General features: G+C 40.3%; 14 protein-coding genes. 10 read left to right on the top strand and 4 right to left on the bottom strand.

Features of this window, described 5'->3' with window-relative positions:
- The first annotated feature begins 1 nt into the window (after position 1).
- From dksA to LS71_RS03820, 10 genes are all read left to right on the top strand, one after another.
- On the top strand, positions 2-355 hold the full coding sequence (gene dksA / locus LS71_RS03865; protein WP_034352835.1) for an RNA polymerase-binding protein DksA: 354 nt from the start codon (positions 2-4) through the stop codon (positions 353-355).
- Complete coding sequence (locus LS71_RS03860; protein WP_034352833.1) at positions 355-1374, top strand: ABC transporter permease; 1020 nt, start codon at positions 355-357, stop codon at positions 1372-1374. Before dksA ends, LS71_RS03860 begins: the two co-directional genes overlap by 1 nt.
- A gap of 187 nt (positions 1375-1561) precedes the next feature.
- Positions 1562-2572 carry a phosphate acetyltransferase gene (pta, locus tag LS71_RS03855; protein ID WP_034352830.1) on the top strand — a complete coding sequence of 337 codons (1011 nt, stop codon included), beginning with the start codon at positions 1562-1564 and terminating at the stop codon, positions 2570-2572.
- A gap of 29 nt (positions 2573-2601) precedes the next feature.
- On the top strand, positions 2602-3801 hold the full coding sequence (locus tag LS71_RS03850; protein ID WP_138109824.1) for an acetate/propionate family kinase: 1200 nt from the start codon (positions 2602-2604) through the stop codon (positions 3799-3801).
- A 79-nt stretch (positions 3802-3880) separates the two neighbouring features.
- Entirely contained in the window at positions 3881-4426 is a 546-nt protein-coding gene (locus tag LS71_RS03845) for an isochorismatase family protein (RefSeq protein ID WP_238700317.1), read from the top strand.
- 60 nt (positions 4427-4486) lie between these two features.
- The gene (locus LS71_RS03840) at positions 4487-5377 is read left to right on the top strand and encodes a J domain-containing protein (RefSeq protein WP_034352823.1); all 891 of its coding nucleotides are present in this window, start codon (positions 4487-4489) and stop codon (positions 5375-5377) included.
- A 97-nt stretch (positions 5378-5474) separates the two neighbouring features.
- On the top strand, positions 5475-7169 hold the full coding sequence (locus tag LS71_RS03835) for a DNA polymerase III subunit gamma/tau (RefSeq protein WP_034352820.1): 1695 nt from the start codon (positions 5475-5477) through the stop codon (positions 7167-7169).
- The gene (gene tsaE / locus LS71_RS03830; RefSeq protein WP_034352817.1) at positions 7169-7600 is read left to right on the top strand and encodes a tRNA (adenosine(37)-N6)-threonylcarbamoyltransferase complex ATPase subunit type 1 TsaE; all 432 of its coding nucleotides are present in this window, start codon (positions 7169-7171) and stop codon (positions 7598-7600) included. The genes LS71_RS03835 and tsaE overlap by 1 nt, the downstream gene beginning before the upstream one ends.
- A complete protein-coding gene (lptB, locus tag LS71_RS03825; protein ID WP_034352815.1) occupies positions 7597-8319 on the top strand; it encodes an LPS export ABC transporter ATP-binding protein in 723 nt (240 codons plus the stop codon). Before tsaE ends, lptB begins: the two co-directional genes overlap by 4 nt.
- Positions 8316-9629 carry an RNA polymerase factor sigma-54 gene (locus LS71_RS03820; RefSeq protein WP_034352812.1) on the top strand — a complete coding sequence of 438 codons (1314 nt, stop codon included), beginning with the start codon at positions 8316-8318 and terminating at the stop codon, positions 9627-9629. Before lptB ends, LS71_RS03820 begins: the two co-directional genes overlap by 4 nt.
- Before the next feature lie 41 nt (positions 9630-9670).
- Here LS71_RS03820 and LS71_RS03815 read toward each other — a convergent pair whose 3' ends face one another.
- From LS71_RS03815 to LS71_RS03800, 4 genes are read right to left on the bottom strand one after another with little or no spacing between them, the layout of a single operon-like run.
- The gene (locus LS71_RS03815; RefSeq protein WP_238700315.1) at positions 9671-10975 is read right to left on the bottom strand and encodes a tetratricopeptide repeat protein; all 1305 of its coding nucleotides are present in this window, start codon (positions 10973-10975) and stop codon (positions 9671-9673) included.
- A gap of 1 nt (position 10976) precedes the next feature.
- Complete coding sequence (locus LS71_RS03810) at positions 10977-11369, bottom strand: YkgJ family cysteine cluster protein (protein ID WP_034352931.1); 393 nt, start codon at positions 11367-11369, stop codon at positions 10977-10979.
- Positions 11356-12585 carry a hypothetical protein gene (locus LS71_RS03805; RefSeq protein ID WP_034352809.1) on the bottom strand — a complete coding sequence of 410 codons (1230 nt, stop codon included), beginning with the start codon at positions 12583-12585 and terminating at the stop codon, positions 11356-11358. The genes LS71_RS03810 and LS71_RS03805 overlap by 14 nt, the downstream gene beginning before the upstream one ends.
- Positions 12582-13208 carry a uracil-DNA glycosylase family protein gene (locus LS71_RS03800; protein ID WP_034352806.1) on the bottom strand — a complete coding sequence of 209 codons (627 nt, stop codon included), beginning with the start codon at positions 13206-13208 and terminating at the stop codon, positions 12582-12584. The genes LS71_RS03805 and LS71_RS03800 overlap by 4 nt, the downstream gene beginning before the upstream one ends.
- Between the last annotated feature and the right edge of the window lie 12 nt (positions 13209-13220).

Genomic DNA, 13220 nt, shown 5'->3' with positions numbered 1-13220 from the left:
TATGGATTATGGTTTTTTTGAGAGGCTTTTGAGTGAGCGTTTAAGTAAGCTTTGTGAGAATATTGATAATAATAACACGCGCATTCGGCATATCCAAGATACGCACTATAAAGATGCGGGCGATATTGTAGGAGCGAGGCTACAAGGGAGCTTTGAAATGAGTATGATTGATTTATATCATAATGAAGTGCGTGAAATCTGCAATGCGCTGCAAAAAATTAAAGATGGCATTTTTGGAATCTGTGAAATGTGCGATGACCAAATCGATGTAGAGCGCTTAAAAGTCAAGCCTCACGCTAAATTCTGCATTAATTGCCGCGAGCTGTTTGAAAAAATGCAAAAAAAGGAGAGATGATGAAATTAAAATATTATGTGCTGTTTTCTATATTTTTTGCCCTTGTGCTTGGCATATATGTCTATAGCTTAGAATCTCAAAGCTACACTTACGCGCTGCCTTTTAGTTCTCTAAGCTTTACACTGCCCTTAGCGGTGTGGATTGTGTGCATTGTGCTGGTGTTTTTTATTATTACGCTAGCGTTTTTTGCATCTGTGTGGGCGAGAGATTTGCTGGAGGAATATTATCGCAAAAATGACTATGATAAACTGCTTTCACAAATTAATGAGCAAGCGCTTAATCAACCCATAAAAAGCCGCGTCTATAAGCGCAAGGCTTTTGGTGATTTGTCTAAAATCTTGCAGAGATTCTACCTTAAGCCGCGTCTAGATTCTATGGAGAGCTTTAATCGCAAAATTGATACGCTCTTTGAGGATTATAAAAGCGTGATGAGCGGAAATGTCGTGGATTTAAAAAGCTATCGTTTAAGCAGGGATAATAAGTTTAATTTACAGAATCTAAAAAATAAAATTACGGCTAATTATAAATTTGGCTTTCAAATCTTAGATGAGGATTATCCCATTGAGCTTAAACAATACGCCGTGCTAGAAATCCTAAAAAATGCTGAACCAAAGGAGTTTGATAAACTATTTGCACGCATTTGTAATCTCACACTTACACAAAGCCTTGTGCAAGAGATGTTTAAAATTTTCCTTAAATACCCCAAAGCCATAGATGCTAAATATATGCGCCAATCCCTTAAAAATGTTGGCACTGACACGATGGAATATATCCATTATGCCATTGAGAGTAAGGGCGTATTTGCTCCTGATGAATGGATTAGATTCTTTGAGGAGTGCGCAGATAATGATGAAAAGGCTGAAATGGCATTATTTTATGTCTTGTTTGAACTTGAGATGATTGATAAGGCAAAAGAGCGCCATCGCTTGCATGCAAAGGGTGAATATAAGCTCATTGATGCGTATTTAGACTTGAAATCTTTTGGGAAAAATTATCCTTTTGATATTTTTGTGCTTTAAGATAAGCACTTGCTTTGGCGCGCTTTAGTTTAATTTTTTGCCTATTTTTTGACTTTAGTATGCGGGGCGTGAAAAATTTATATTTTGTATCAAAAATACACACTAAAAGTGGCTCACTTTTTAATCTGTGTGTAAATTAAACACACTTAGTCTAAGATGAAAGTTATTAAACACACAGGAGGAGCTTATGAATAAGGGCTTTATGGAGGGTATTTACGCGCGCGCAAAGGCTAATAAAAAGCGCATTGTTTTGCCCGAAACGCTAGAAGTGCGCACGCTAGAAGCAGCTGCAAAGATTTTAGACAAAGATTTTGCAGATATTATTTTAGTGGGGGACAAAGATGAGATTCTATCCTACGCTAAAGCTCATAATCTCCCCACACAAACGCTAGAAAAAGCTAGCTTTTTTAGCCCCAAAGAGCAAGTGTTAAGAGATGAGCTTATAGATTTGCTCGTTACGCTGCGCGCCCATAAGGGTATGGATAGAATCCAAGCCCAAACATTGCTTACTCATGATAGTCTATACTTTGGCGCAGCACTTGTTAAATCTCATAAAGCTCATGGTATGGTGGCTGGAGCGATAAACCCTACTTCAAATGTCTTGCGCGCAGGGCTGCAGATTGTGGGCGTGGCAGCAGATTCTAAGCTAGTATCAAGCTTTTTTATTATGATAGTGCCTGATTGCGATTATGGATTTAAGGGGAACTTTATTTTCGCTGATTGTGGGCTTTGTCAGAATCCAAACGCGCAGGAGCTAGCTAATATCGCCCTATCAAGCGCTAAAAGTTTTCAATCCATTATGCAAGATGAACCCATAGTGGCTATGCTTAGCCATTCTACTTATGGCAGTGCAGCCCATGCCGATGTAGATAAAGTTATCCAAGCCACGCAAATAGCTAAAAATCTAGCCCCACATCTTAAAATTGATGGAGAATTGCAGCTTGATGCAGCCATTGTGCCAAGTGTGGGTGCCTCTAAAGCCAAAGGCTCAAATGTCGCAGGTAAAGCAAATGTGCTTATTTTCCCTGATTTAGATGCGGGGAATATCGGCTACAAACTCGTGCAAAGACTAGCCAAAGCCCAAGCCTATGGACCTATTACGCAAGGCATGAGCGCACCTGTGAATGACTTATCGCGCGGCTGTAGTGCTGATGATATCGTGGGTGTGGTGGCAATCACTGCCCTGCAAGCCAAATAACAAAAGTTTTTAACCCTTAAGGAGAAAGCATGAATGTGTTAGTTGTGAATTGCGGAAGCTCATCACTTAAATTTCAACTTATCAATGCCTATACAGAAGAAGTGCTAGCCTCTGGCATTTGCGATAGAATAGGCATTGATGGCGGGACATTGCACTATAAAAGCAAAAATGATAGCAACTTTGCGCGTAGAGAGGATATACCAAATCACACAAAAGCTGTTGAGTTAGTGCTGCAATCACTCACAGATAAACAAGATGGCGTTATTAAATCACTAGATGATATTCATGCTATTGGACATCGTGTGGTGCATGGGGGCGAGTTTTTTAAAGAATCTGTGCTAGTTAATGATTATGTCATTAGCCGCATAAAAGAATGCTCTGACTTAGCGCCATTGCATAATCCTGCGCATTTAATGGGCATTGAGGCGTGCAAAGCAAAAATGCCCGATACGCCTATGGTGGTCGTTTTTGATACAGCATTTCATCAAAGTATGCCCCCGCATGCCTATATTTATGGCGTGCCTTATGAATGGTATGAAAAGCACAAAGTGCGCCGATATGGCTTTCATGGGACAAGCCATAAGTATGTCTCGCAAAAAACAGCGGAATTTTTGGGCTTAAATTATGCGCAATCTAAAATTATTGTTTGCCATTTGGGGAATGGCTCATCAATTTCAGCCATTAAAAATGGGCAATGCGTGGATACAAGTATGGGGCTAACGCCTTTGGAGGGCTTAATTATGGGGACGCGTAGCGGGGATTTAGACCCTGCTATTTTAGAATACATCTCTAAAAGAGAGGATTTAGACATTCAAAGTATTTTAAATATTTTAAATAAAAAATCTGGTGTGCTAGGCATTTCTGGCGTTTCAAGTGATTTTAGAGATTTATTAGATGCGGATTTAAGCGGAGATGAGCGTGCTAAACTTGCGCGCCATGCGTTTGCCTATCGTGTGATGAAATATGTGGGCGCATATTGTGCGGCGATGAATGGTGTTGATGCGGTGAGTTTTTGCGCAGGTGTGGGGGAGAATGCAAAATTTATACGCGGTATGATTGTCAAACAGCTTGAATTTTTAGGTGTGAAACTCGATGAGGAGGCAAACAATATCTGCGGGCAGGAGGCTATTATCTCCACTGCAGATTCTAAAGTCAAGGTGTGTGTAATCCCAACGAATGAAGAGCTAGTCATTGCGCGGGATACGAGGGTGATTGTATCGCAATTGTGAAAAGTATGCGTGGTCTTACAACTTCATCTTAAAGGTTAGATTCTATAAAATACAGAATCTATGAACACAAGGAGCAATGATGACGCTTAAAGCAAAAAAAATACTTTTTATCTGCCTTGATATGCAAGAGCGACTTTTACCAGCTATGGCGCGACACGATGAAATCCTTAAAAATACACGCATTTTATTAGAATCTGCGCATATTTTAGACATTCCCACACTTATCACAGAGCAGTATCCCAAAGGCTTAGGGCGCACGATAGAGACTCTTAAAATCCCTCAAAATACCCACATACTCGCAAAAACAAGCTTTGGTATATTTGATGACGCAGATATAAAGGCACACATTGGGCAAAGCAAGCGTAAAACTTTGGTGTTTTTTGGGATAGAGAGCCATATTTGTGTATTACAGAGCATTATGCAAGCGCAAAATTTGGGCTATAAATGCCTGCTTGCAGCTGATGCGACAAGCTCGCGCAAAGAGAGCGCTTATCATTTAGCCCTTGAATTTTTGCGCTTTCAAGGGGTTGGCGTGCTACCTACAGAATCTATTTTATTTTCAATCTTAGGCGATAGCGCGCATACATCTTTTAAAACCATAAGCGCGCTTGTAAAAGATGAGTAAAGATTAGGAACTGCATTTGCTTAAACTAGAGGTAAAAGATGCAAAGGATATGTGCAAGGAATGAATGTAACGCTGCTAGAAAAATATATTCAAATCACCGTTGAAGAAGATAATGAATTTTTACACAAAGCATTAGCCTATGCAGAAAAATATTTTTCAAAAAGCTATCGTTTGTCGCGCACGGTGCTTATCCTTGATGATGGCGAACGTTTTAAGAAAGACTATTTGGTAAATTGGGCATATCACGCCTTTGGGCAAGATGAAAAACATCAAAAGCTCCACAATCTCATCGAAAATTTACAGAATCCGCCCAAAGATACCCCCCATTTAGATACCACAGATTCTATGCAAAGCCCCATTGAGGAGCCGCTGCAGGATTTAAAATATCTGCTTGATTTTACCTATCTCCCCATACGCATTAAAATTGTAGGGAAAAACTCACTCATAGAGCGCGTTAAGATTTCTTTGCGCCTGCTTAACACAAAGCGCGTTATGCTTAAAATGGACAAGGCAAATAGCGTGGCTAGGCGATATATCGCGCATATTTTTGAGGACTATTATGTGGGCTGCGATAGAGATGAGATTTATCTAGATAGCACAAAGCCCTATTTTTGGGAAAGTATAATGAATCTTATTAGCTTTAAGGTCATTCATAATGTGATTTTGGATTTTGATTATGATAGCTTTAAAAATCGCGGTGGGCTAGGCAGCTTTGATGATTCCTTTCTCACCGATGAAGAGCGTGTGCTTAGAGGCTGCTATATGACTTTAGAGTGCCATTATCAAGATGATTTTGAGCTTGTGAAAAAAAACTATCTCAAACTTGCCAAAGAATACCACCCTGATAATGTCTTTGGGCAAGATGAGCAGGTCATTGAGAGCTATAGCGATAGATTTAGGCGCATTCAAGAAGCGTATGAAAAAATTAAAAATTATTTGAGGGCATCATAGGGCGTAAAATTTAAAATTTTCAAGCTAATTTGTAGAATCTTTTTATACAATTGCGCTTTATTTTGCGCAACTCATTTGCGCCTTAGGAAAGGTAAAAATGTCCTCCACTGCTTTAGCGTTAAAATACCGCCCTACCTGCTTTAGCGACTTAGTGGGGCAAAATGCCATATCTCAAACGCTCTCACTCGCGCTAGATTCTAAACATATCTCGCATGCCTATCTTTTTAGCGGTTTGCGTGGGAGCGGAAAAACTAGCTCGGCTAGAATTTTTGCGCGCGCGCTAGAGTGCGAGAAGGGACCTACTAGCACGCCTTGTGGTGAGTGCGCTAGCTGTGTAGCAGCTCTGCAAAATAAGCATATTGATATTATTGAAATGGACGCAGCAAGCTCGCGCGGGATTGATGATATTAAGCGCGTCATTGAGCAGACAAAATACCGCCCAAGCCTTGGACGATATAAAATTTTTATCATTGATGAAGTGCATATGCTAAGCAAAGAGGCGTTTAATGCGCTTTTAAAAACGCTTGAAGAGCCACCAGAGTTTGTGAAATTTATCCTTGCTACCACTGACCCGCTCAAGCTCCCAGCGACCATTCTAAGCCGCACGCAGCATTTTAGATTTAAGCAAATCTCCCATAGGCTAGTCATAGAGCATATTGCTAATATTTTAAATAAAGAAAATGTGAGCTATGAGCCTCAAGCCCTTGATATTATCGCGCGTAGCGGTGCAGGAAGCCTACGCGATACGCTAACGCTGCTTGAGCAGGCTATTATTTTTTGCAAAAATCACATTGAAGTAGCGCAAGTAAGCCAAATGCTAGGCGTTATTGACCCACAAGTATTGAGTGATTTTTTTCAAAGTATTTTGCGCAAAGATAGTCAAAGTATGCAAAATATCCTTGATACTTTCTACGAATACGAATGCGAAATGATAATTGATGAAATGATGCTCTTTTTAAAAGATAAGCTCTTGCAAAAAGATGTAGATTTTCCGCCCTTGCTGCTTGAGCGATTTGCGCGCATTCTTACAGAATCTAAAAGCCTGCTTTGGCTTAATACTGATGGAGCGTTTGTGCTACTTTTATGCGCTATGAAAATGCAAGAAGCCCTCAAAGTCAAAGATATAGAATCTATGATAGAGGAGCTTGAGGGCGAGCTTTTTGGGCAAGATTCTACGCGCACACCTGCTACAGAGATGACAAATCCCCAAAATATTGCCCAAACGCCAAGCCCTCAAGCAGCACAATCCCACACAAGCGCGCCTACTACGCATACACCCGCTAAAGAGCCTATGAATGCGCAAATACGCTTTAATAATCTCATCACTAAAATCAAAGACCGCAATATGCGCTTAGGCGAGGTTTTTGAGCAAAATGTAAGCTTTGTGAGCTTTGAAAATCATCTTTTGCGCTGGCAGAGCAAGGCTCAAGGTGCGGATAAAGAGCTTTTAAGAGAGCATGCTAAAATCATTAAAGCGCTAGTGGCTGATGTCTTTGGCACGCAAACACAAATTGAGCAGGTTGCCAAAAATGCTAATCCCGCGCCACCTACAGAATCTACACCGCCCACACATGTAAAATCCACCCAACCGCATATTTTAAATGCGCAAGATGCGCCTATGGCTACACCTCACTCTACAGATTCTATAATCACAGAATCTGCTCCAGAATCTGTTACAGAATCTACGCCTAAAAATACCAAGGAAGCATTCCTAGTCCAAAATCGCAACATCATAGAAGCCATTAATAATAGTGTAGGCATTAAAGATGTCATCACACAGGGAGAGAAGTGATGAATTATAGGCTTATAGAGGCGGATTTATATATTTTATGCAATGACTTAAGGGCTATGCTAAAAAATGGCCATATTGTGCTATTGCAAGGAGAGATAGGCAGTGGCAAAACAACGCTTGTGCGCGCGTTTGTGGAGCATACACAAAAGCATAAATCCACACAAGTGCAATCCCCTACTTTTAGCCTAGCACTAGCCTATGAAAGTGCGCAATATGGCGCTATCTACCATTATGATATGTATCGCAAAAGCCCACAAGATATGCTCGAGCTAGGCTTACTTGATATGCTTATGCAGGAGGGCTTGCACTTTGTAGAATGGGGGGATAATAATATGCAAAATTTGCTTAAAACTAGCGGCTTCCATGTCATAGGCATTCACATCACACCAACACAAGGGCAACAAGATAGAATCTATGAGGTGAGCTTATGAATACACTCTACGCACAAAATCTTAGCAAACATATTAAAAAAACAAAAATTGTGCAAGATGTGTCTTTGGAGGTTAAAAGCGGCGAGGTTGTGGGACTTTTAGGGCCAAATGGTGCAGGCAAAACCACTACATTTTATATGATTTGCGGGCTATTGCACCCAAGCTCTGGCAAGGTAATGCTTAATGATAATGACATTACGCAGCTCCCCTTGCATCAACGCTCAAATTTAGGCATTGGCTATCTGCCCCAAGAATCAAGCATTTTTAAGGACTTAAGCGTGGAGGAAAATCTCATGCTTGCGGCTGAAATTAGTATAAAAAATGTGAAAAATCGCCAATTAAAAATTGAAAATATGCTTGAAGAGTTTAATATCGAGCCTATCCGCACGCGCAAAGGCGTAAGTCTAAGCGGTGGGGAGCGCAGGCGCGTAGAGATTGCTCGCGCACTTATTAAAGACCCGCAGTTTATTTTGCTTGATGAGCCTTTTGCAGGGGTAGACCCGCGCGCTGTGAGCGATATACAAAATATTATTTTAAAACTCACAAAGCTGAATATTGGCGTGCTTATCACTGACCACAATGTGCGCGAAACGCTTTCGGTTTGCTCGCGCACTTATGTGATTAAAAGCGGCGCGCTGCTAGCAAGCGGCAATGCGCAGGAGATTTATTCTAATGAATTGGTGCGCAAATATTATTTAGGAGAGCATTTTAAAGCATGAGTGTAGGGGGCAAATTACGCGGAAATCTCAATGTCAAAGCGCGACTTTCCACTACGCTTAAGAGCTGGTTGCCCATTTTACAAAGCGGCGTTATGGAGCTTGAAGATACACTAAATGCCATAGCTGAATCTAATCCTTATGCGAGTGTGGAGAGCCAAATCACACAAAGCCTGCAAAGCAAAAGTCATAAAAAATCCATAGCCACTCGCTCTATGAGTGCAAATACAAGCTTTGAATCTGCATACATTAGCGAGCAGAGCCTCTATGAAGTGCTAGAGGAGCAAATAGATTCTACACTTTTCCCCACAGCCACATCGCGCAATATTGCGCTAAAAATTATAGAAAATCTTAACGATGAGGGGTATTTGGATATTGCAGTGGGCGAGTTAGCGCTAGAAATGGGCGTGCAAGAAGAAGAGATTGAGCGCGTAAGAAAGCGATTTGCTTACTTAGAGCCTTATGGTGTGGGCGCAAAAGATGTGATAGAATCTTTTTTATTCCAGCTTGATAATACCGAGCTAGAAGGCGAGTGTTATGAACTTGCAGTGCGTGTGATACGCGATTTGCATAATCATAGCAAATATAAAAATAATCCGCTTTATAATGAAGTGATGAAAACGATTAAAACTTTTAAAAATCCCCCTGCTATTGAGTTTGGTGCGCGAGAAGCCGAAGTAATCCCTGATATTTTTATTTTTGAGCGCATTAAAAATGATAGTCTTAAAAATACCACTTATGAACTTGAAGTCTCTATTAATGATGCGTATTATCCCAAGATTTTGATTGAAGAGAAGTTAAAAAATGAGCGCATTAAAGGAGAGGGCGCGGAGTTTTTAAAAAATAAATTAAAAGAGGCAAAGGATTTAGTCGATGCGCTTGATATGCGTAAGGCTACGATTTTAAAAATCGCCATTGCACTGCGTGAAAATCAATATGATTTTTTTATGGGGGGTGAAATCCGCCCTATGAAGCTTAAAGATATCGCCCAAGATTTGGGGTATGCTCCTAGCACGATTTCGCGCGCGATTGCTAATAAATATTTGGAGTGCGATAGGGGTATTTTCCCCATTAAAAGCTTTTTTACAGCTGCCATTGATGGGGATACTTCAAATGCCTCAATCAAGGACTTTATCCTTAGCCTTGTAAAAAATGAGGATAGGAAAAAGCCTTTGAGTGATTTAAAAATTCTTAAAATGGTGGAGGATAAATTTGATTTAAAAATGGTGCGCCGCACGATTACCAAATACCGCCAGCAGCTTAATATCGCTAGCTCAAGCGAGCGCAAAAGGCTCTATGAAATGAGTGTATAGGGCAATGCTATAATGCTATAGAATCTAGATTCTATAATTACCTAAAGTCCGCATTTTTCAATCATTTTTTTATGCTCTTGCAATTCTTGCTCTTTTTTTATCTCATCTTCAGGAATAAGGCTAAACTGCTCTCTTGCCGCGCTGCAATCTTTAAGCTTATAATATCCCCACGCGAGAGAATCTAAATAGGCAGGATTTTGCGGCGAGATTTCAAGCGCTTTTTTCACATGCCCCACGCCCTCTTTGACATCAATATCATAATCAATAAGCAAGTAGCCTAAGAAATTAAGAAAAAAGCCTATCTCACTATTTTGCGAATGCTGCAATGAAACATCAACGCGGCTATCTTTAGGTGTATCTTTGGGAGGATTACGCATAAGGGTGAGCGCATTTTGGAGATTTGTCGCAATGCGCTTTATTTGCTTTATATCTTGCTTATTGTGCAAAGCCTCAAAGGCATAAACCTGCTCTAGAGCCAAAAAATAGGGGTTTTTATGCTCCTCATAAAGGTATTTTGCCTGCAAAGAGGCATTCAGATAGTCTTCTTGCGCGATATAAAGCTCTAGCAACACTTCTGGTTTAAAAGGAAATTGCGCAGCTATGTCGGAGGCTTGCTTAAACTTTTTTTGATAGGCATAAATTAGAATAAGATTCTGTGCGTTTTCAATGGTTGGAGCATTCTCAAAGGCACGCTTAAAAAGCTCCTCAATCTTTTCAACTTGCGAAAAGCGCGAATACACATCAATGCTAAATTTACAAAAATTCCCTGTGCAGCCATAAAGCTCAATATGCGTATCTAAAGCCTTTAGCGCCTCATCTTGGCGAGATTGCGCAAGATAAATGGTAATAATTTTTTGCAGCACATCTTGTAGTTTTGTCTGCTCATACGCCTTATTAAGATACTCCAAAGCCTCCTTAAACTTGCCCTTTGAGGCATAAAGCGAGCCTAAAATATCATTTAAAAGAGGCGAATCTTCGCTTTTTGCAATAATTTTTGCTTCCTCAAAGGCGCGCTCACTCAAACCTAATTTAAGATAAGAATCTAAAAAGATTTTGTGCATAGTGATATCTTTCTCCCCGCCTTTTGCGATGTATTCATTGGCAAAATCAAGCGTAGCAGAAGGGTTATCAAGCATGGAGGAGAGCAAAATAGCTTCTTTAAGATACTCTAGTTTTTTGGTCTCCTCATACAGCACTAAATATGTATCTCTTGCCTTATCAAATTGATTTTGCGCCTCTAGCTCAACGGCTTCAAAAAGATAGCTATCCTCGTCAAATGCCCCATAGCTTGCGCAAACCAAACAGCATAGCATTAATATCGCGCTTAGAGCTTTTATCGCTTTCATACTACTCCTTTTGTTTAGTGATAATGCCAGCGCACTCCTGCCTTAAGAGCGCAAGGGCTTTACTATCAAGATGTCTATGTGCCTCCCAAAATGGAAAGCTGCGGCATTGCGCGGGACGATGCGCATAAATGCCACACTGCCTTGTGTGAGTGTCAAAAAATACGCAAGCTAAGCCATTTTCATAGCTTTTTTCAATGAGCGAAAATCTATATCCCACTTTCCTCACAAATTGCAGCGTAAAAGACTCAAAGCTTAATTGCAAGCTTTGAGCAATGTCTTGCATTTCTTGAATGCTAACAAACACATAGCCGCTCTCACCCGTGCAGCACTTGCCTCCGCAATCCTTGCACGCGCTATTATCAAAGCTAAATGGAAATAGGCTATCTTTGCTCATAGAAATTTTTTGCATTGCTCTTGTAGATTCTATTGACATACTCTATTTGAGAATCTTTTACGCGCTCATCAAAAAATCGTTTATTTTGGCTAATGTATGCAGAAATGAGCTGCTCCACACCTATGGCGGTTGAATAATTTACCCAATCATAGCGCAAATCCCCTCCAAGCAGCGAAGCATACTCCACTAAATGCGCATTTTTATTATTAATCACATTAGTGATAAATAAATTTTTTCTATCATCTTTTTGAATAAGCAGCAAAAGCGCGGGATTAAAGTTAATTTGCGTGGAGAGAAGTTTATCAGGGCTTTTTTTAGAGAGGGCGAGCTGTGAAGCCATAAGCCCTGTTTTAATCACAGGCGTGTTAAAAAATATCACATTATCTGCTATTTTTGGCTCATGACTTGCGAGCTTTTGGGCAAATGTAGTAGCAGATTGAGAATCTATAACCTCTTCTAACACAATGCGATTAGTCTTTTTCCTTAGCATCTCGCCCAAACTCCGCCCAAGATAACTGCTATCATTATATGCGACAATGTCTTTATTACCCGCTAAAGAGAGCAATAGCTCAATTTGTGCTTCATAATCAATACCGCCAAAGATAAGATTTTGCGGGATAGAGTGGGATAGAATCTGCTTTTTGTTAATAGTTGGCAAGTAGGTGGGCAGACTTATATCAAGCTTTACAAACTCTTGTGCGCCATTTGGCGTAAGGATAGCAACGACAAAATCATAATGTGCCGCGGCAATTTTTTTATAAGTTTTATTAAGATTAGCTCCGCTCTCATCGCCTGTATCAAAAATCTCAAATACAAAATCATTTCCCCGCGCCATAAGGTAGGCTAAAATCGTATCAATACTGCTTGCAGAATATCGCCCAATGATTTTTTTAGGCATAAGCAATGCTAGTTTAATATTTGCCCCACTTTGCAGCGTGGAGGGGAGCATTTGCTCAAAAATACCCATATCATTAAGCACTGCAGCAAGTTTGGCACGCAACTCTACATTATCTGTATGTGTGTCAAAAAACGCGATAAACGAAAACACCTGCCCTTGCGTGAAAAAATCAAGCAAGCATGAATTGCTGCATTTATCTGTGCTTACATTAAGCACCTCTTGCTGCGGGAGCGGAAGTGGAGATATGATGTAGCTTTTAGCAAGCGCATTTGAAACAAATGCAATACATAAAATTAGAGCAAGATAAAAAGCTTTCATAATTGTCCTTTTGCGATGAGAAAATGTGTATGCGCCTCTGTTTTTAGCGAGGGATTGCGCACAAGCTCATTGAGTGAATGTGTGAGCAAAAAATTTCTATTATTGTGCCATAAAATTTGTCCGCGCTCCAAATGTCGCCCTAAAATATACTCTGCGACTTCATTGCCTAGCAAAATGCACACCTTTGGAGTGATTTTTTGTAATTGCGCAAGGCAAAATCCCACACAAGAGAGTATCTCGCTTTTATCTACATGCGGATTAAGCCCATCGCATTTAACAAGCGAAAGTATAGACACTGCTGTAAGTGGGAGCATAAATACGCGTTGGATAATGTTTTGAAGCATAATCGCACTTTTATTTTGTAAAAAATGTCCACTCGCATCAACAAGAGGGATTTCGCTAATAAAACACAATGTGCTTTGAGGGTGCAAAATGCCAAAAATTGGCTCTTTGCAGTGCTTTATGCGATTGCAAAGCGTGCAGTTTTTGATAGTAGATTCTAAACTATTTTGCACAAATAGCGGCTTTAGGGCGTTTGTGCGCAAATGCGTGTAATGCTCACCGCACGCATAGCGCCCATAGAGCTGCTTTAACTCAAGCAGTTTAATAATTTTTGCTTTCATAAAGCCCTAGCC

The sequence above is a fragment of the Helicobacter jaachi genome (assembly GCF_000763135.2).
GTDB classification, from domain to species: Bacteria; Campylobacterota; Campylobacteria; order Campylobacterales; family Helicobacteraceae; genus Helicobacter_C; species Helicobacter_C jaachi.
The sequence above is the reverse complement of the archived record's forward strand: the minus strand, read 5'-3'. Positions and strand labels throughout refer to the sequence as shown.